14 protein-coding genes, 2 tRNA genes and 1 pseudogene are annotated in these 18252 nt (G+C 63.2%); 15 read left to right on the forward strand and 2 right to left on the reverse strand.

Annotated features, from left to right (window positions below; genetic code table 11):
- Position 1: 1 nt before the first annotated feature.
- Positions 2–685, reverse strand: coding sequence for a Tat pathway signal protein (locus HMI59_RS05750; protein ID WP_193593102.1), 684 nt, complete (start codon positions 683–685; stop codon positions 2–4).
- Positions 686–1325: 640 nt separating this feature from the next.
- Here HMI59_RS05750 and HMI59_RS05755 point away from each other — a divergent pair.
- The 7 genes from HMI59_RS05755 (at position 1326) to HMI59_RS05785 (ending at position 7801) form a co-directional block, all read left to right on the forward strand.
- Complete coding sequence (locus HMI59_RS05755; RefSeq protein ID WP_021472346.1) at positions 1326–1982, forward strand: MOSC domain-containing protein; 657 nt, start codon at positions 1326–1328, stop codon at positions 1980–1982.
- A gap of 406 nt (positions 1983–2388) precedes the next feature.
- The gene (locus HMI59_RS05760) at positions 2389–4473 is read left to right on the forward strand and encodes a DEAD/DEAH box helicase (RefSeq protein WP_193593103.1); all 2085 of its coding nucleotides are present in this window, start codon (positions 2389–2391) and stop codon (positions 4471–4473) included.
- Between the two features lie 116 nt (positions 4474–4589).
- The gene (locus HMI59_RS26030) at positions 4590–5063 is read left to right on the forward strand and encodes a LysM peptidoglycan-binding domain-containing protein (protein ID WP_193593104.1); all 474 of its coding nucleotides are present in this window, start codon (positions 4590–4592) and stop codon (positions 5061–5063) included.
- A gap of 117 nt (positions 5064–5180) precedes the next feature.
- Positions 5181–5252: transfer RNA gene (locus HMI59_RS05770), tRNA-Thr, on the forward strand.
- A gap of 60 nt (positions 5253–5312) precedes the next feature.
- Positions 5313–5389, forward strand: a tRNA-Met gene (locus HMI59_RS05775).
- Positions 5390–5473: 84 nt separating this feature from the next.
- Positions 5474–6130: an NAD(P)-binding oxidoreductase gene (locus HMI59_RS05780; protein WP_193593105.1), complete on the forward strand. Its 657-nt coding sequence runs from the start codon at positions 5474–5476 to the stop codon at positions 6128–6130.
- Positions 6131–6229: 99 nt separating this feature from the next.
- On the forward strand, positions 6230–7801 hold the full coding sequence (locus HMI59_RS05785; protein ID WP_062097546.1) for a Na+/H+ antiporter: 1572 nt from the start codon (positions 6230–6232) through the stop codon (positions 7799–7801).
- Between the two features lie 19 nt (positions 7802–7820).
- On the opposite strand, the gene HMI59_RS05790 is transcribed toward HMI59_RS05785, so the two are convergent.
- Positions 7821–9038 (reverse strand): ROK family protein, encoded by a 1218-nt coding sequence (locus tag HMI59_RS05790; protein ID WP_193593106.1) that lies wholly within the window; start codon positions 9036–9038, stop codon positions 7821–7823.
- Between the two features lie 232 nt (positions 9039–9270).
- On the opposite strand from HMI59_RS05790, the gene HMI59_RS05795 reads away from it, so the two are divergent.
- The 8 genes and pseudogenes from HMI59_RS05795 to HMI59_RS05825 all read left to right on the forward strand — a co-directional run.
- Positions 9271–10542, forward strand: a complete 1272-nt coding sequence (locus HMI59_RS05795; RefSeq protein WP_193593107.1) for an ABC transporter substrate-binding protein — start codon at positions 9271–9273, stop codon at positions 10540–10542.
- Positions 10543–10564: 22 nt separating this feature from the next.
- Positions 10565–11518: a carbohydrate ABC transporter permease gene (locus tag HMI59_RS05800; protein WP_193593108.1), complete on the forward strand. Its 954-nt coding sequence runs from the start codon at positions 10565–10567 to the stop codon at positions 11516–11518.
- On the forward strand, positions 11518–12360 hold the full coding sequence (locus HMI59_RS05805) for a carbohydrate ABC transporter permease (RefSeq protein ID WP_021472354.1): 843 nt from the start codon (positions 11518–11520) through the stop codon (positions 12358–12360). Before HMI59_RS05800 ends, HMI59_RS05805 begins: the two co-directional genes overlap by 1 nt.
- Before the next feature lie 82 nt (positions 12361–12442).
- The gene (locus HMI59_RS05810; RefSeq protein ID WP_193593109.1) at positions 12443–14197 is read left to right on the forward strand and encodes a glycoside hydrolase family 13 protein; all 1755 of its coding nucleotides are present in this window, start codon (positions 12443–12445) and stop codon (positions 14195–14197) included.
- A gap of 22 nt (positions 14198–14219) precedes the next feature.
- Positions 14220–15173 (forward strand): aldo/keto reductase family oxidoreductase, encoded by a 954-nt coding sequence (locus HMI59_RS05815; protein ID WP_227471545.1) that lies wholly within the window; start codon positions 14220–14222, stop codon positions 15171–15173.
- Positions 15174–15518: 345 nt separating this feature from the next.
- Positions 15519–15644: a hypothetical protein gene (locus HMI59_RS25945; RefSeq protein WP_255527652.1), complete on the forward strand. Its 126-nt coding sequence runs from the start codon at positions 15519–15521 to the stop codon at positions 15642–15644.
- 101 nt (positions 15645–15745) lie between these two features.
- On the forward strand, positions 15746–17050 hold the full coding sequence (locus HMI59_RS05820) for an IS256 family transposase (protein ID WP_166186724.1): 1305 nt from the start codon (positions 15746–15748) through the stop codon (positions 17048–17050).
- Between the two features lie 39 nt (positions 17051–17089).
- Positions 17090–18232 (forward strand): annotated as a pseudogene (locus tag HMI59_RS05825) (IS110 family transposase); the annotation flags it as partial.
- Between the last annotated feature and the right edge of the window lie 20 nt (positions 18233–18252).

The following is an 18252-nucleotide window of genomic DNA, read 5'->3' on the forward strand; positions in this document are numbered from 1 at the left end:
CCTAGCCCCCCGAGCTTCCGCTTTTGGAGCTGCTGCCGAAGCCGCCGCGGCTGACCGTGCCGCCCTTGGTGCTGTAACCCTTGGAGGTTTTGGCTCCCTGCGGGGCTGTCTTGGTGTAGCTCGGGTACGAACTCCGGTTCTGCCCCACAGCCGGCACGGAAGCGCCCCGGGAGTAGAAGTACCAGGCATAGACGCCCGAGCTGCGTCCTGCCGAGCTGCTGTTGTTGCACTGATCGTCGTTGACGCGCTCGCCGGTTTCCTCGTTGAAGCAAACCTGTGCGTAATCGGCTTCAGCCTCGTTGCTGGCCACGATTGCCGTGATGGTGCCGGCCAGGAGCGCGGTAACGCCCAAACCTACGACGACGGTGCGGCGCTGGGAGCGCTTCTTCCTCGCCGCTTCCCGGTGTGCTTCGCGCTCGCGTTCCTTCTCGAACGGGTTGACGACGGGCAGGAAACCACCCGGGGCGTCCTGGTTCTGGCCCTTGCCCTGACCGGGTTTGCCCTGCCGGGGGTGTCCTTGGCCGTTTGTGCCCTGCGGGGGCTGCGCCAGGCCGGGATGCAGTTCCGGCTTGGGTACTTGCCACGGCGGCGGTTTTGGCTGATTCCTGCCGGTACCGGGATCGCCGTTACCGCGCCCGTCGCCGGCGTTGGCACCGGTGCCGTCAGGGCTGTCTTGCGGGTCCATGTGTATCCCCCTGGATAGACCGTTGGAGTGTCCGGCGAGGACCGGAGCGGAATGCTGAAAGCAAGCCTAGTCCCTGCGTCCGCCACTGGCATTCCTGACAGCCGGTTGTGGGTAGAACTACCCGTCCCTTCACCCGCCGTGGTGGCTTAACGCCCCAAACCAAGCCGGCCGCCGTCGTTAATCTCTGCGCACCGCGATGTACTACGCGCCCCATTTACTAAGCACCGCCTTGGCCCAATCCCGGAGCTGTACCTTCACGACCCACTTTGGGGGGAAAGGGCTGCCGGGAGCCCTTGGGACGGCGTGTCTCCGGGTTTCGCGGCGCAAAGTGGGTCGTGGCGGTACGTCGGGGACCAGTCGGCCGACCAGTCAGCCGGCCGCCGTCGTTATTCACCCCGCGCCGTCGTCGTTGGCTAAGCACCGCCTTGGCACAATCCCGGAGCTGTACCTCTACCACCAACTTTGGGAGGAAAAGGGCTGCCCGAAGCCCCTTGGAACGGCGTGTCTCCGGGTTTCGCCGCGCAAAGTGGGTCGTGGCGGTACGTCGGCAGGGCCCAACACAACGCATTGAAAAAGCGTCCCCGGTCCCGACGGCGCTGCACAGGGTGTCCAAAAGCGTGACTTCCGTAGACTGTTCCCCATGAAAACTGCTTCCGTTCTTGCTGTTTGCCGCGTGCACCAGTTGTTGCCGGACCTCGAAGGCGGCGTTGGGGTGACGGCGATCGACAAACGTCCTGTGGACGGGCCGGTCAAGGTGCACAAGCTGGGTGTCCACGGGGACGTACAGGCCAGCCGGAAGCACCATGGGGGAGAAGACCAGGCCCTCTACGCGTACTCCCAGGACGACGCCGACTACTGGTCGGGGGAGCTTGGACGGGACATTGCCCCGGGGACTTTCGGCGAAAACCTGCGCGTGGCAGGCATCGAAACCACGGGAGCCGTCATCGGGGAACGGTGGAAGATCGGCCTGGACCTGGAAGTGGAAGTGACCTCGCCCCGGGTCCCTTGCGCCACCTTCCAACGCGTGCTGAAGGAACCCGGGTGGGTGAAGCGGTTCACCGAGGCCGGCCGGGTGGGGACCTACCTGAGGGTCATCAAGACCGGGACCGTGTCAGCGGGCGACTACATCCACCGCACGTTTGTGCCCCGGCACGGAATAACCGTGGGCCAGTGGTTCAGCGAGCCCACCCCGGAGATGGTCCAGGCCCTGCTCGACGCCGAGGCTGACGGGGAGATCCGGTTGCAGGACGATTACCACAAGGAGTTCGCGAAAGTCCTGCGGCGCAACGGGCTCTAGGGACCCTTGGACCGCCCGTTCCGGGCAAGGCCGGAGGGGAGTGTGCGCAAGCTCTCACGCCCGCAGGCCCTTCACGGGTCGCGGAGTGGCTGCCGAATACCCTACACTGGATATATCCCCCACTCCGGAATTCCCTTTTTCCTGCCCAATTCTTGAGGCAGGACTGGTAAGTGTTGGGGCCCGCAAACTGTGTGCGGGCATTTTCATAGGGAGCGCCGGCTAAAGAAAACGCTGTACAGACTGCTGGGATAGCAGCCAAGAGATGCAGCGCGAAGTCCTGCCATGGGATTGCGACAGCGCCGGACTTCTGCGAGAGCAGGGCACCCTTGCTTGGCTTTCGCGTGTACTGCGGCCAAGCCCAACCGGGCCGCGCCGACTGCCCCTATGGATGAGGAATTTCCCCCTAATGCCAGACACTCTCAACGAGAACCTCGACGCCGCCACTGAATCTGCCGAAGCAGCAGTGACCACCGCTGACGCTGCCGAAACCGCCGAAACGCAGCCGGCCGCCGTCGAGACCCCCGCTTCCGCTCCCGCCGCAGAGTCCGCTCCCGCAGCAGAAGACGAGGAAGAGGGCGTTCGTTTCACCGACCTCGGCCTTGACGGTCGCGTGCTCGCAGCCCTTCAGGACGTCGGCTACGAGAAGCCGTCGCCGATCCAGGCTGCCACCATTCCGCTGCTGCTCGAAGGCCGCGACGTCGTCGGACTGGCCCAGACCGGTACCGGCAAGACCGCAGCGTTCGCTGTTCCCGCACTTTCCCGCCTGGCTGAGCTGCACGACCTCAACGGCCCCTCACGCAAGACCCAGGCCCTGGTCCTGGCCCCGACGCGTGAACTCGCCCTCCAGGTGGCTGAAGCCTTCACCTCCTACGCCAAGCACATGGACGACTTCACCGTGCTGCCCGTCTACGGTGGTTCGGCCTACGGTCCCCAGCTCGCAGGCCTTCGCCGCGGTGCCCAGGTTGTCGTAGGCACGCCGGGCCGCGTGATCGACCACATCTCCAAGGGTTCCCTGGACCTTTCCGAACTCCAGTACCTGGTGCTGGACGAGGCCGACGAGATGCTGCGCATGGGCTTTGCCGATGACGTGGAGCAGATCTTCCAGGAGACCCCGGACACCCGCCAGGTGGCCCTGTTCTCCGCGACCATGCCCGGCCAGATCCGACGCATGTCCAAGCAGTACCTGAACAACCCGGCGGAAATCTCGGTCAAGTCCAAGACCTCCACGGGTTCCAACATCCGCCAGCGCTACCTGCAGGTCATGGGCCCGCACAAGCTGGACGCGATGACCCGCATCCTCGAGGTTGAAGAGTTCGACGGCGTTATCGCCTTCGTGCGGACCAAGATGGCTACCGAGGACCTCGCCGACAAACTGAAGGCCCGCGGTTTCCAGGCCGCCGCCATCAACGGCGACATTCCCCAGCAGCAGCGTGAACGCACCGTTGACGCCTTGCGTGAGGGCCGCATCGACATCCTGGTGGCTACCGACGTCGCCGCCCGTGGCCTCGACGTGGAGCGCATCAGCCACGTGGTGAACTACGACATCCCGCACGACACCGAGTCCTACGTCCACCGCATCGGCCGTACCGGTCGCGCAGGACGCAGCGGTGACGCCATCCTCTTCATGACGCCGCGCGAGAAGTACCTGCTGCGTGCCATCGAGAAGGCGACCCGCCAGCCTGTCGAGCAGATGCACCTGCCCACGGCCGAGACGGTCAACTCGCTCCGCTTGGGCAAGTTCGCAGAGCGCATCACGGAGACCCTCGAGTCCGAGGACGTCTCGCTGTTCCGCGACCTGATTGCCTCCTACGAAGAAGAGCACAAGGTCCCGGCCGCAGAGATCGCTGCAGCGCTCGCAGTCATGGCACAGGGCGGCCAGCCGCTCCTGGTCAAGGACCTTCCCGCTGCACCGGAATTCCAGAAGCGCGAGCGTTCCAAGGACGGCTTCAACTCCCGCGGCCCGTCCCGCACCCTCACCGAGGGTAACGCGACCTACCGGATCGCGGTTGGACGCCGTCAGCGCGTGATGCCCGGTTCCATCGTGGGCGCCATTGCCAACGAGGGCGGTATCTCGTCCTCGCAGATCGGTGGCATCGACATCCGCTCGGACCACTCCCTGGTTGAACTGCCTGCAGACCTCAGCCCGGAGCAGCTGCGCGCCCTGTCCCGCACCCGCATCGGCGGCGAACTGATCCACCTCGAGCTGGACACGGGACGTAAGCCGAACCGTGACGGAGACCGTGGCGGCCGTGGCGGCAACTTCAAGGGCAACGGCGGCTTCAAGAAGGAGTTCCGCCGGCACGACGGCGAGCGTTCCTCCGCTGACCGCGGCGGCCGCTCCTACAGCGAGCGTACGTCCGGTAGCTACGGCGACCGTGACCGCGGCCAGTCCGGCGGCTCCCGTTTCGGCGGCCATGGTGACGGCGCCCGCAAGCCCCGCGGCGGCGGCGAAGGCGGCCACCGCGACTTCAACCGCAAGGGCAAGTGGTAAGCACTACTGAATGATCCAAGGGTCGGCTTTCGAGCCGGCCCTTGGTCGTTTAATGAGGTCCTCCAACGCCCCCACACGGGTTCACAGCCGGCAGGCCCCGCGCTTACGATCGAGCCATGGGATTCCTGGATGACGTGAAAAAGAACCTCGGCCTTGGCGGGAAAGATCACGGCGGGAATGATCACGGCGGGGAGGCATCGGCCGGGCGCCAAGCGGCAGAGGATAGTGCCGCCGTCGAGGTTTCCGCCTCGGACCGCGAGGCAGCCGAAGCCGCGGCAGCCCAGGCCACAGAGCAGCAGGAGGCAGCGAACCGGGCTGCGGCGGAGCAAGCGCATCAGGCGGGCGTGGAACCGGAGGATCCGGAAGTCCGCCCGGAGGCCCGGGAAGCGGCTGCTACGGCCGCAGCGGAGGCGGGACAACAAGGGCCGGTGGCACCGCAGGTCACCGAGGTTGTGGTGGAGCCCGGGGACACCATGCGGGGGATCGCAGCGCAGTTCGGCGTGGACCTCGGAGCACTGATCGCGACCAACAGTGATACGGTGCCCAACCCGGACGCAATCTACCCCGGTCAGGTCCTTCGCTTGCCCTGAAAAAGGTGAATTGAGAGCAGGAAAATCGCGCGTCCGCAAATTGTGTCGACGCCGTTTTTCCCTGTCTTTGCGCCGATTTGGAGCTTCGGAAAACCTCCGGTAGAGTATTTACTCGTTGCCCCCCTAGCTCAGTGGTAGAGCGCGTTCTTGGTAAGAACGAGGTCACCGGATCGATTCCGGTGGGGGGCTCTGGATGAGGGCCTGCGTCAAGGCGGTTTGACCGGCTTGACGCAGGCTTTTCTCATCCGTGGCGGTGTAGCTCAGTTGGTTAGAGCGCACGACTCATAATCGTGAGGTCGGGAGATCGAGCCTCCCCACCGCTACCAAAAGCAAGGCCCCGCAGATTCGTCTGCGGGGCCTTTTGTTTCCCTCCCGCACGCCCCTGCCCCGTTGTGGGACAGAATGGGTCCATGAGCCGAATTGCGATCATTGGCGGCCACGGAAAAGTGGCCCTGCACCTGTCCCGAATTCTTAGTGGGGAAGGTCACGATGTCACGTCCTTCATCCGGAATCCCGAGCATGTGGCTGATGTCACTGCCACGGGAGCTTCCGCGGAGGTGTTGGACGTTGAAAACTCGACGACGGCGGAACTCGCCAAGGCGCTCGGGGGCCATGACGCCGTTGTCTGGTCCGCCGGGGCCGGTGGGGGAAACCCTTCGCGCACGTACGCCGTGGATCGGGATGCTGCCATCCGCTCCATGGATGCTGCCATTGAAGCCGGCGTCAAGCGCTACGTGATGGTGTCCTACTTCGGTGCGGGCAAGGATCATGGCGTTCCCGAGGACAATTCGTTCTTCGCCTACGCGGAGGCCAAGGCCGCAGCTGACGAGTACCTCAGGAACACCGGGCTGGACTGGACGGTGCTGGGGCCCGGAGCGCTGACTGAAGAGGCTCCAACAGGGCTGATCGAGGTGAATCCGGCGAACCCGGGCGACGGCACGCAGACCTCCCGGGCGAACGTTGCGCTGGTAGCTGCTGCTGTCCTGGAGTTGCCGGAAACCATTGGCAGGACCATTCCCTTCAGGGACGGGACCGTGGACGTAGTGGACGCCCTGACGGCGGAGTGAAGCCGCTCCCCGGGATATGTTGTTAAGGGCTTTCTCGCTGTACGTGCCGTACAGAAGCAGGAGCAGAAGCCTCTACGAACACCTGGGGAAAGCGGGACTATGGATCAGTTGGCACTCATTGTCGGGTTGTTGCTTGCAACGGTGATCGCGGTAGGCCTTGGTGATCGGTTGAGGCTTCCGTATCCCGTGCTGATGTTGCTGCTGGCCGTTGCCCTGACTTTCATCCCGGGCTTCCCCGAGTTCGAGATTTCGCCGGAACTGATCCTTCCCATCTTCCTGCCGCCGTTGCTGTTCGCCACGGCCCAGAAGAGCTCCTGGGCTGTATTCCGCGTCCGGTGGCGGACCCTGCTGCTGATGGCCGTGGCATTGGTGGTGGTCTCCACCGCCGTGGTGGCGGGGGCGGCCTGGCTCATGATCCCCGGCATCGGGATTCCGGCCGCGATCGCCCTCGGCGCCATGGTCGCACCGCCTGACCCAGTAGCCGTGGAATCGGTGGCAGGGCGCGTGCACATGCCGCGACGCCTGATCACCGTGCTCCAGAGCGAAGGCCTCTTCAACGACGCCGCAGCCATCGTCATTTTCCAGGCAGCGGTTGCCGCCACGTTGGCCGGCAGCGAGGTGGGGCCCAACGTCATCATCCAGTTCGTGGTCGGCGCGGCTCTGGCTGTGGTGATCGGCATCGCCATGGGCTGGCTGACCAAGTTCATCACCAAGCTCGTCACGTCGATGGTCGCCCGCAGCGCGGTCACGCTGGTGGTCCCGTTCGCTGCCTACATCCTCGCCGAGGAGCTGCACGCCTCCGGTGTGGTGGCCGTCGTCGTGACTGCCCTGGAACTGCAGCGCCACTCCAGGCCGCAGGACGCTGCCGAACGCATTACCCGCCGTGCTTTCTGGGACGTGGTGGAGCTGCTGGCCACCGGCCTCGCCTTCGGCCTGGTGGGCCTGGAAATCCGGCACGTGATCCGCGATGAGGGAACAGCCATCTTCGGCATGATCGGAATGGCGGTGGTGATTTGCGTGCTCGTGTTCGTGGTGCGGTACCTCTGGCTCGGACTGCTCGCCATGACCGCGAACCGTCGCCGCAACGTCCTGCAGCCCACCACTGCCAAGGAAGTCCTGATCCTGACGTGGTGCGGCATGCGCGGCCTTGCCACCTTGGCCCTTGCCCTGGCACTTCCCCTGACCCTGCCCGACGGCAGCGACTTCCCGGCCCGCCACGAGATCCTGGTGATTGTCTGCGCGGTCCTGTTGGCCACCCTGGTCTTGCCCGGACTCACCCTCCCGTGGCTGATGCGGGTGCTCAATGCCACGGAGGACGGCTCACATGAGAAAGATGCTGCACGCCTGTTGGCCAAACGTGCCCAGTCGGCGGCAGTAGCGGCCCTGAAGGATCATGACCTCATGAAGGAGCTGCCGCCGGAGAAGGTGGCACTCGTGAAGGACAAGATGCGCCGGCTGCACGCGGAACTGCTGGACGGCACGCTGAAGAACGAGTCGACGGCGGAGAAGCGCGAGCGGGGCCGTGAACTTGCAATTGCGGTGCAGACCATTGCGCTGGATGCCGCGAGGCAGGAAGTGGTGGACGCCCGCAACGAGCCCGGGACGGATCCCGAGATTGCAGACCGCGTGTTGCGGCAGCTTGACCTGCGCACCATGTCCATGCCGGAGTAGGCGCCAGTTGCAGAAGGAGTCAGGACGCTCTCTTCGGCAATGATGCGGGGGAAAGATCCAGGGCGTGCTCTTCGACGTAGTCCAAGGCGTGGCGGATGGCTCCCAGTGACACGATGCCTTCCCCGAGCGTGGAGGTGGCCAGTCGCGGGGGAGTGAAGGTGAACTCCGGGAGTTCCTTCGTGATGGTAGGCAGCAGTACTTCTGCGGAGGCTGCTACTCCTCCGGCCAGCACCACCAATTCCGGGTTGGCCAGCGTGCTGATGGCTCCGATGACCTTGGCCATGCGGAGCGCAACGCTGTCCAGGGCGTCGACGGCGGCCTGGTCGCCTTGTGCTGCGGCCTCGAAGACCATCTCGGCGGTTAAATCTTCAGCTTCTCCGGCGCAGAGTTCCAGCATGATGGTGTCCTGTTGGCGTTCGATCGCTTGACGGCCTGCCGATACCGCTGAATGCGCTATGCCGTAGGTGCTGCCGACGCCATCGACGTTGTTGAGGAATCCCAATTCGCCAAAGCCGCCCGATTGGCCGTGCAGGAGGCGGCCCGATTCCAGGATGCCGGAACCCAGGCGATCTCCGGCGAGCATGACTACAAGGTGGTCCACGCCCTGCGCTGTGCCCTGCCACCTCTCGGCGAGGGCTGCGAGGTTGGCATCGTTTTCCAGCAGAACGTGCCAGCCGTGCCGTTCCGAGACGATCCTGCGGACATCGAAGGACTGCCAGAACTCCTGGACGGTGAGCACTTCGCCGTCCCTGTTCACGGGGGCCGCTACGCCGACGGAGACTGCCAGGACCGATTCTGCCGGGACACCGGCCTTTTCCAGCGCGTCGGCAGCGATCTTGTCCAGGACGTCTGCCCGCTCTGCCGCGGAGACGTTGTAGGTGCGGAACGGCATGGTCACCTGGGACAGCGGGGTTCCGGCCATGTCGGCGACGATCGTGGTGATCTTGTTGGCGCCGATGTCGATTCCCAGCACGCTCGCGGCGCCGTCATCGAAGACAAACCGCCGGGCGGGCCGTCCCTTGACGTAGTCCCCGGCCCCGCGTTGGTTCTCCAGCTCCTGCAGCCAGCCAAGGCGGACAAGCTCGTCACATATCGAGATAACTGTTGCCCGTGAAAGGCCAGTCCTGGCCATGAGTTCCGTGCCGGTGACGATGCCGGCACCGCGCATGGCTTTGAGCATGGCACCGGCGTTGACCCTGCGTACCAGCTGTGTTGATGGTGCCGTTTCACCAAGCATGTTGCTCCCCGCTATCCCGGCCGTCCCTGAGGCAGAAGGATCGGCCGCTCTAAATTTAGTACATAAATTTAGACTTCGCCCTGTTACGGTCCCGGGCTTGACGATGTGGCGGTGCTCACAGAATACTTACGCAGGGTCATAAATTTATCTCCTATCTAAATTTCCCGGGCAGTGCTGCGCGCCATTGCCCAGACGGACTTCAGCAGTGGGGGCCGTTCGACGAAAGGACTACGTGTCTGTGAAAGTGACACGCTCAAAACGCTTCGCGGCCATGGGCTTGGGGCTGGCTTTGCTGGCCGGGTTGCTCTCGGGCTGCGCCGGTTCCCAGGAAAAGGAAACCGTCCGGTTCACGTTCAGCAAGCGTGAAGCCATAGGTTTCATGACCAAACTCGTGGAAGACTACAACGCTTCGCAGGACGACACCGAGGTGGTGCTGGATACTTCCGGCGTCGACGTCGTCTCCGCCAGCTTCGTCCGCGGAAACCCGCCGGACATCGCCCTGGCAAACTACAACATGGAATCCGCGCGCTTCGTCCAGCGCGGAGCCCTCAGTGATTTGTCCGGTACCGGCGCGGCCTCCCGCATCCGGGGAGACCTCCAGCCGTTGATGGACCAGTACGGGGTGTACCCGGGCAGGACCAGTGCCTTGCCGTATTCGGTCATGGCTTCGTCCGTGATCTACAACAAGGAGATCTTCGCCGCCCACAACCTCGAGGTCCCCAAGACCTGGACGGAGCTGATCGCCGTCTGCGACAAGCTCAAAGCCGCCGGCGTGACTCCGTTCTACGCCACGTGGAAGGACGACTGGACGATTGCCCAGGGCTGGTTCGACTATTCGGTGGGCGGCCAGCTGGACACCCTCGATTTCTTTGAGAAGCTGGCTGAAGCCGGTACTGAGGTAGGGCCCGGTTCGGAAGCTTCGTTCCGGAAGGACTTCGAACGCCCGGTGGAGAAGATGCTCACCTTGGCCGGCAAGTACGTCAATAAGGATGCGGCCAGCAGGGCATACGGCGATGGCAACCTGGCCTTCTCGCAGGGCAAAGCCGCAATGTACCTCCAAGGCCCCTGGGCGTTCAGCGAGGTGGCCAAGACCGCTCCGGACCTGAAGCTGGGTACGTTCCCGCTGCCCATGACGGAAGACCCCAAGGACCTGCGCGTCCGCGTCAACGTGGACCTTGCGGCATGGATCCCCGAGGCCTCCAAGCATAAGGAAGCTGCGCGTGAATTCCTTGAGTACTTGTACCGGCCGGAGGTGATCGAGGCCTACAACGCATCCCAGTTGGGTTTCACGCCCACGGAGGATGCTTCCGGTACCCCTGACCCCCGCATTGAGGGCATGGTGCCCTACTACCAGAACGCGCAGGTCTACCAGGGCCCGTCGGTGCTGGTGCCCAAGACGATTCCGATCATGAACTACACGCAGGCGCTCGTGTTTGGCGCAGACCCTGCATCCACCCTCAGCACACTCGACGCCGATTGGGCACGCCTGGCCTTCCGCCAGTAGCGCAGACACAGGGAGCTACACTATGTCCGTCACCAGCACAACCGTGCCATCAAAAACGCCGGAGCAGGGCCGCCCGGACCGGAACCGGTCAACGGGGAACCGTCCAGCCCCGCGCCGCGGCCGCCGGGTAGAGCCGATTTTCTATCTGTTCCTCTTGCCGAGCCTCGTTCTCTTCACGCTCGCCATTACCGTTCCCGGAATCGTTGGAATCTTTTTTAGTTTCACTAATTCGATCGGGATCGGGGACTGGGAGTTCGTGGGCCTGACCAACTACATCGCGATCTTCAGCGACCCCGCCATCCTGCAGAGCTACCTGTTTACTTTCGGGTTCTCAATCGTCACGGTGATCGCCGTGAATGTGATTGCGTTCCTGTTGGCCGTCGGGCTTACTTCGCGGATCCGCATGAAGTCGGCGCTGCGGACCATCTTTGTCATCCCGATGGTGGTGTCGGGCATCATCATCGCGTACGTGTTCAATTTCCTCTTCTCCAACTCCCTTCCCTCGCTGGGTACTGCGGCCGGAATTCCGTGGCTTGAGAACAGCCTCCTGGCCAACCCGGACCTCGCCTGGATTGCGGTGGTAGTGGTCACGGCGTGGCAGGCCGTCCCGGGATCACTGCTTATTTACATCGCCGGGCTCGTGGCAGTGCCGGGGGACGTCTATGAGGCTGCGGAACTGGATGGCGCAGGCAAAGTGCAACAGCTCTGGAGGATCACCCTGCCCCTCGTCGCCGGATATGTGGTGATCAACGTGATCCTTGGATTCAAGGGCTTCCTTAATGCCTACGACATCATCGTGGGCCTGACCAACGGCGGGCCGGGCACGTCAACCCGGAGCATCGCCATGACAGTCATCACCGGCTTCAACGGCGGCGACTACGCCTACCAGATGGCCAATGCCACGATCTTCTTCCTGGTGGCTGTCGTTATTTCTCTTGTACAGCTTTCGCTGACCCGCGGACGGAGTGCCCTCTGATGAACAAGCAAGCTACCAGGCCGGAACGCGTTAATTGGTCGGCGACCACCGTTCTTGTCCTCTGCTCGGTCACGGTCCTGCTTCCGCTCTACGTCACCATTTCCATGGCCCTTAAGACGCAAGGGCAAGCGGTGGATGGCAATGCTTTCTCCCTGCCCGCGCCCTTCAGCATGGAGGGATTCGTCCAGGCATGGAACCTGACCAACTTCCCTGTCGGGGCGGCAATGTCCCTCCTTGTCACCGCCGGGACGGTTGTGGCTACCATCGTCCTCGCTGCCTTCGCTTCCTACGCGATTGTCCGTAACTGGGATCGCCGGTTGTTCCGGTACTCGTTCTACTACCTGCTGGCAGCAATGTTCATTCCCTTCCCCGTGGTGGCATTGCCGCAGATCCAGTTGACCGGCCGCCTGGGCCTGGACAATCCGTTCGGCGTCATCCTGCTGGCAACCATGTTCCAGCTGAGCTTCAGCGTGCTGCTCTTTACGGCGTTCCTGCGTTCCATTCCCATGGAACTGGAAGAAAGCGCCAGGATTGACGGAGCCACCACGTGGCAGACGTTCTGGAAGCTGATCTTCCCGCTGCTTGCCCCCATGAGCGCCACGGTGGGAATCTTCGCCTTCCTGTACGCCTGGAACGACTTCATGATGCCGTCGCTGATCATTTCCGACCCCGCCCTGCAGACCCTGCCGGTAAGGCAGAACCTCTTCCAAACGCAGTTCAGCAACAACTACCACGTCTCCTTCGCCTCATACCTGATGGCCATGGCGCCGGCAATCGTCGCGTACTTGTTCACCCAGCGTTGGGTCATGGCAGGCGTCACCCAGGGTGCCGTGAAAGGCTGACCTGCCGGGCTGTTGACCTCCTGAGCCAGCCGTCAGATACTGGTCAAGGAACTAAATTTAGAATCTAAATCAAAGGAGTTTCGTGAGCACCTCCGCCACCAAGGCAAATTTGTCCCTCTCCGAACGCATGGCCGATCCCAAGTGGTGGCGCCAGGCGGCGGTCTATCAGATCTACCCGCGGAGTTTCTACGACGCGAACGGTGACGGGCTGGGTGACCTCAAGGGCATCACGGCCAAGGTTCCGTACCTGAAGGAACTCGGCGTTGATGCCGTGTGGCTGAGCCCGTTCTACCCGTCGGCACTCGCCGACGGCGGCTACGACGTCGACGACTACCGCGACGTCGACCCCAAGCTGGGCACGCTGGCGGACTTTGACGAGATGGCGGCTGCGCTGCATGAAGCCGGCATCAAGATTGTGGTGGACATCGTTCCCAACCACTCCTCGGACCGCCACGAATGGTTCAAGGAAGCCCTTGCTTCGCCAAAGGGTTCTGCTGCCCGCGACCGCTACATCTTCCGCGACGGCAAGGGCGAGAACGGCGAGCTGCCGCCGTCCGACTGGGACTCCGTGTTTGGCGGCCCCATCTGGGAGCGCATCACCGAACCGGACGGCACTCCCGGCCAGTGGTACATGCACATCTTCGCCAAGGAACAGCCGGACTTTAACTGGGAGAACCCGGAAATCCGCGAGGACTTCCTGAAGACCCTGCGCTTCTGGTCCGACCGCGGCGTGGACGGCTTCCGCATCGACGTCGCCCACGGCATGGCCAAGGACCTGTCCGAGCCCATGCCCATGAAGGATGACCTCCTCGCACGGGCCCACGGCACGGACGGCTTCATTGACGGCTCCCACCCCTTCTGGGACCGCGACGAAGTCCACGAGGTCTACGCCGAGTGGCGCAAACTCTTCAACGAATACAACCCGCCCCGCACCGCCGTTGCCGAGGCATGGGTCCACGAGTCACGCCGTGCCCGCTATGCCAGCCCCGAGGGCCTGGGCCAGGCCTTCAACTTTGACCTGCTGCAGTCGGACTTTGACGCCGCATCTTTCAAGCAGATCATTACGGACAACCTGGTCCACGCCAAGGAGTCCGGCGCATCCTCCACCTGGGTGTTCTCCAACCACGACGTCGTCCGCCACGCCACCCGCTATGGCCTCCCTAAGGGCGGTTCCGTGGCCCAGGGAACCAACGCGGCCCAGGACGTGACCGGCAGCAAGCCCAAGGGCCAGGACGGCAAGGGCTGGCTGCTGGCCGGTGCGCCGCAGGAAGAACTGGACGTTGAACTCGGCCTGCGCCGTGCCCGTGCCGCATCGCTCCTGCTGCTGGCGCTGCCGGGCTCTGCCTACCTGTACCAGGGCGAGGAACTGGGCTTGCGTGAAGTGGCGGAAATTCCGGACTCCGAACGTCAGGACCCGTCATTCTTCCGCAACAAGGGCGTTGAAATCGGCCGGGATGGTTGCCGTGTGCCGTTGCCGTGGACCCCTGAAGGCCCGTCCTTCGGCTTCGGCGCGGGCAAGGCGCACCTGCCCCAGCCGGAGTGGTTCAAGGATTACGCGGTATCCATCCAGGAAGGCGTCGAAGGCTCCACGCTCGAGCTTTACCGCAAGGCCTTGGGCCTCCGCCGCCAGCTGCAGACCGATGAAGAGCTCGAGTGGGTGGAGACCGGTAACCCGGAGGTGCTGCACTTCAGCCGCCCCGGCGGTTGGGAGACGGTGACCAACTTCGGCACTGAAGCCTTCGAGCTTCCGGCCGGGACCGTCGTCGTCAGCAGCGGCCCGTTGGAGGACGGCAAGCTGCCGGCCGACACCACCGCGTGGGTAGTCCGCGACGCCTAGTCTGCTGCGCTGACACAACTACATGGATAACGTGAACGGGCGGGGACGCCTCATCTATGGCTGCATGGGACTCGGCGGGTCCTGGGATAACAACCACTACGGTGCTGCGGAAATCGACCAGGCCGCCGCCGTGATTGAATCGGCGCGGGGAATCGGCATCGGCTTGTTTGACCACGCTGATATCTACCGCCGGGGTAAGTCCGAAGCTGTTTTTGGGGAAGTCCTCGTCCGTTCCCACGGTCTGCGGGAGAAGATCCGGTTGCAGACCAAGTGCGGTATCAGGCTGGCTGAAGGAGGCCGGGACGGCCACTACGACCTCAGCCGCGAAGCCATCCTGGAACGGGTCAACGGGAGCCTGCAACGGCTCCAAACGGACTACGTGGACGTGCTGCTCCTGCACCGTCCGGATCCCCTCATGGACGCGCGCGACGTGGCGGACGCGGTCGGGCAGTTAATGGCCGAAGGCAAGGTGCGGCACGTGGGTGTATCCAACATGTCCGGCGCCCAGATCGCATACCTGCAGGACCGGCTGCAGACGCCCATCGTGGCGAACCAGCTGGAGATGAGCCTGCTGCGCCGGGACTGGCTGGAAAGCACGGTGCTGGTGAACCATCCCGAAGGGAGGGAGAACAGTTTTCCGCACGGGACGCTTGAGCTGTGCATGGACAGGGGCATAGAACTCCAGGCCTATGGTTCGCTGGCGCAGGGCCGGTATACGGGAGCGGGTGCCGACTCACCGGCAGAGGCTGCGACGTCGGAGATGCTGGTCCGCCTGGCGGGGGAGAAGAACACCACTCCGGAATCAGTGCTGCTTGCGTGGCTCATGAAGCATCCGGCACGGATTTCGCCCGTGGTGGGGACCACCAACCTTTCGCGGATCGGTGCCTGTGCGGATGCTGTTGCCGTAGCCGGCAGCATGACCCGCGCCGAGTGGTACGGCCTGTGGATCACGGCCCGCGGCTCGAACATCCCCTAAAACCCAACTGGGTCGCAGTTAAGCACGTTTTGAGGGTTCTAAACGCGCTTAACTGCGACCCAGCGTGTGAGCGCCGCTGGCGCGCCGTGGGGCCGGGAAAGTGTACGGGGTGGCTCGCCAGGGCTCTGGCGGACTCTGGCCTTCCGGGTAGATCATTGGGCTGTCCGTCTCGGTGAACGCCGACCCAACTTGGTGCCGCGAGTCCGTGACCCAGCGTGGTGTGGAGGACCTCCACGGGAACCGTGGATTGTTGCCCTTGAGCACGAGTATTAGATTCCTGAATATTCCCAGTCCTCCCCGAGACAGACACTGTCATCACCGTCAAACAGTGTTGGAGGGAAGAAGATGGACATCGTTAATGAACGGGCCGCGGGGATGGATATCTCCAAACGCGACGCGAAGGTCTGCGTGCGGATCCCAGGCGCCAGGGCCGGGACCTACACCTCAGGGGGTGTCAGATGGTTTGTGTAGGAGTTCCGGTCCCTGGTTGATTGGAGAAAACTGTGACCATGACTGGTTCTAGTGAAGAGCTCAGCGCGGAGCTTGCCGCGAAGGTCGCTGCTGCCGGGGGGATGGAGCAGCTGCGCGAGTCCGGTGCGTTTGATGAGCTAATGGAACAAATCGATTCGGCTGAACTGCAGATTGATGGCAAGAACGGTTTCCTGAACCAGATGATCAAGGCCGTTCTGGAGCGTGGACTGAAGTCCGAACTTTCCGGTCATCTCGGCTATGAAAAGGGAGATCCCGCGGCACGTTTGCTGCCCAACTCACGCAATGGGTTCTACCCGAAAACGCTGGCCAGTCAGGCCGGCGATGTTGACTTGGCCATCCCGCGGGACCGGAATGGTTCGTTCGTTCCGCGGCTCGTGCCCAAGGGTGCCCGACGCACGGGTGGCTTGGACGAAATGATTATCAGTCTTTATGCCGGTGGCATGACGGTCAGAGACATCCAGCATCATCTGGAATCAACGATTGGAACCGAGCTTTCGCACGAAACGATCTCCAAGATCACCGATGACGTTCTGGATGAGGTGATGATCTGGCAACGCCGGCCGCTGGATCCGATGTACCCGATTCTCTATTTGGATGCGATCGTGGTCAAAGTCCGCGACGGGGCGCAAGTACGGAACAAAGCTGCGCACATTGCCGTGGGCGTCGATATGGACGGCATCAAGCACGTACTGGGTATCTGGGTCGAGGCCACCGAAGGGGCCAAGTTCTGGGCCGGGGTCTGCGCGGAACTTGCCAACCGAGGAGTCCGGGACGTACTCATTGTCTGCTGTGACGGCCTGACGGGCTTTCCCGAAGCCATCGCCGCGACGTGGCCCCTGGCCACGGTCCAGACCTGTGTAGTCCATCTGATCAGGGCGTCGATGCGGTTCATTGGCTACAACGACAGGAAACGGGTCGCAGCCGCACTCCGGCCGATCTACACGGCCTCCTCAGCTGAAGCCGCGCAAACGGAACTGGAGGCGTTCGCGTCTTCCGAGCTGGGCAAAAAGTACCGTGCGACGGTCAATACCTGGCGCAACAGCTGGGAAAAGTTCGTTCCCTTCCTCGCTTTCGCGCCGCCGCTGCGCCGGGTGATCTACACCACCAACGCCATTGAATCGCTGAACTACCAGCTCCGGAAAATCATCAAAAACCGCGGCCATTTCCCGAACGACACCGCCGCGGTCAAACTGCTCTGGCTGGCCATCTGCAACATCGAAGACAAACGAGCCAGCGAACGCGCGAAGATCCACGGACAAGCCCGCGAGAACAAAAGCAAAACCGTCCACACACTCATCGAAGGTGCCCAAAGCCAAGGCTGGAACGAAGCACTAGGCATCCTCGCCATCACATACCCCGAACGCATCGAACCCTACTTGGGCTGAACCCAGACCCCTCATACACAAAAGTATTGACAAGCTCACACCTCAAAGGTCACGACCTGGGGCGCGACCACGCATCAGATCTTGGAACTGCGGGAGTTCCTCGAACGCGAACATGTCACCGTGGTGGTGATGGAAGCGACCAGCGACTACTGGAAACCGTTCTACTACCTGCTCGAAGAAACCCTGCCCGTGATGCTCGTCAACGCCAAAGCTGCCCGGAACATCCCTGGACGCAAAACCGATGTCTCCGACGCCGCCTGGCTGGCCCAACTGGCCGCGCACGGGCTCCTGCGGGCCTCGTTCGTGCCGCCCGAACCCATCCGCGAGCTACGGGACCTGACCCGGGCGCGCGCCATCGCGACCCGCGACCGGGCCCGGGAGATCCTCAGGTTGGAGAAGTTCCTTGAAAGCTCCGGAATCAAACTTTCCTCCGTCGTTTCGGACCTGACCGGAGTCTCCTCCCGGGACATGCTCGAAGCCCTCATCAACGGTGAACGGAACCCCGAAGTCCTGGCCGGAATGGCCCGCGGAATGCTGCGTTCGAAAATCCCGGCCCTCGTCGACGCCCTGACCGGCCGGTTCAAACCACACCATGCCTTCATGGCCAGGCTGCACCTGGACCAGATCGACGCCCACACCCGAACCATCGATACCCTCACGACACGGATCGAGGAGGCGATGGAACCCTTTCGTGACGCCAGGGAAGCCCTGGCCACCATCCCCGGAGTCTCCCACCGCGTCGCCGAAGTGATCATCGCCGAAACCGGGGCGGACATGGCAGTCTTCCAAACCCCGGGCCGGCTCGCGTCCTGGGCAGGGGTCTGTCCCAGCGCCAACGAATCCGCCGGACACATCAAATCCAGCCACATCATGCCCGGGAACAAATACCTCAAAGCAGCGCTCGGCACCGCGGCCATGTCCGCCACACGATCCAAAAACACCTACCTCGCCGCGAAATACCGGCGCATCACAACCCGCGCCGGACGCAACAAAGCCCTCGTCGCCGTCGAACATTCGATCCTCACCGCAGCCTGGCACATGCTCAGCACCGGAGAAATCTACAACGACCCCGGCGCCGACCACTACACCCGCATCAACCCGACCAAAGCCAAGAACCGCGCCATAAAACAACTCAACAACCTCGGCTACGACGTCACCATCACCCCGGTCACCGCCGCCTAACCCACCACTACTTTCGTATT

The sequence above is a fragment of the Paenarthrobacter sp. YJN-5 genome (genome assembly GCF_015040095.1).
Classification (GTDB): domain Bacteria; phylum Actinomycetota; class Actinomycetes; order Actinomycetales; family Micrococcaceae; genus Arthrobacter; species Arthrobacter ureafaciens.

Bases quoted from the DNA above. Each gene is read 5' to 3' on its own strand.
- HMI59_RS05750 (WP_193593102.1), bottom strand. From the start codon at position 685: ATGGACCCGCAAGACAGCCCTGACGGCACCGGTGCCAACGCCGGCGAC.
- HMI59_RS05755 (WP_021472346.1), top strand. From the start codon at position 1,326: ATGAAAACTGCTTCCGTTCTTGCTGTTTGCCGCGTGCACCAGTTGTTG.
- HMI59_RS05760 (WP_193593103.1), top strand. From the start codon at position 2,389: ATGCCAGACACTCTCAACGAGAACCTCGACGCCGCCACTGAATCTGCC.
- HMI59_RS26030 (WP_193593104.1), top strand. From the start codon at position 4,590: ATGGGATTCCTGGATGACGTGAAAAAGAACCTCGGCCTTGGCGGGAAA.
- HMI59_RS05780 (WP_193593105.1), top strand. From the start codon at position 5,474: ATGAGCCGAATTGCGATCATTGGCGGCCACGGAAAAGTGGCCCTGCAC.
- HMI59_RS05785 (WP_062097546.1), top strand. From the start codon at position 6,230: ATGGATCAGTTGGCACTCATTGTCGGGTTGTTGCTTGCAACGGTGATC.
- HMI59_RS05790 (WP_193593106.1), bottom strand. From the start codon at position 9,038: ATGCTTGGTGAAACGGCACCATCAACACAGCTGGTACGCAGGGTCAAC.
- HMI59_RS05800 (WP_193593108.1), top strand. From the start codon at position 10,565: ATGTCCGTCACCAGCACAACCGTGCCATCAAAAACGCCGGAGCAGGGC.
- HMI59_RS05805 (WP_021472354.1), top strand. From the start codon at position 11,518: ATGAACAAGCAAGCTACCAGGCCGGAACGCGTTAATTGGTCGGCGACC.
- HMI59_RS05815 (WP_227471545.1), top strand. From the start codon at position 14,220: ATGGATAACGTGAACGGGCGGGGACGCCTCATCTATGGCTGCATGGGA.
- HMI59_RS25945 (WP_255527652.1), top strand. From the start codon at position 15,519: ATGGACATCGTTAATGAACGGGCCGCGGGGATGGATATCTCCAAACGC.
- HMI59_RS05820 (WP_166186724.1), top strand. From the start codon at position 15,746: ATGGAGCAGCTGCGCGAGTCCGGTGCGTTTGATGAGCTAATGGAACAA.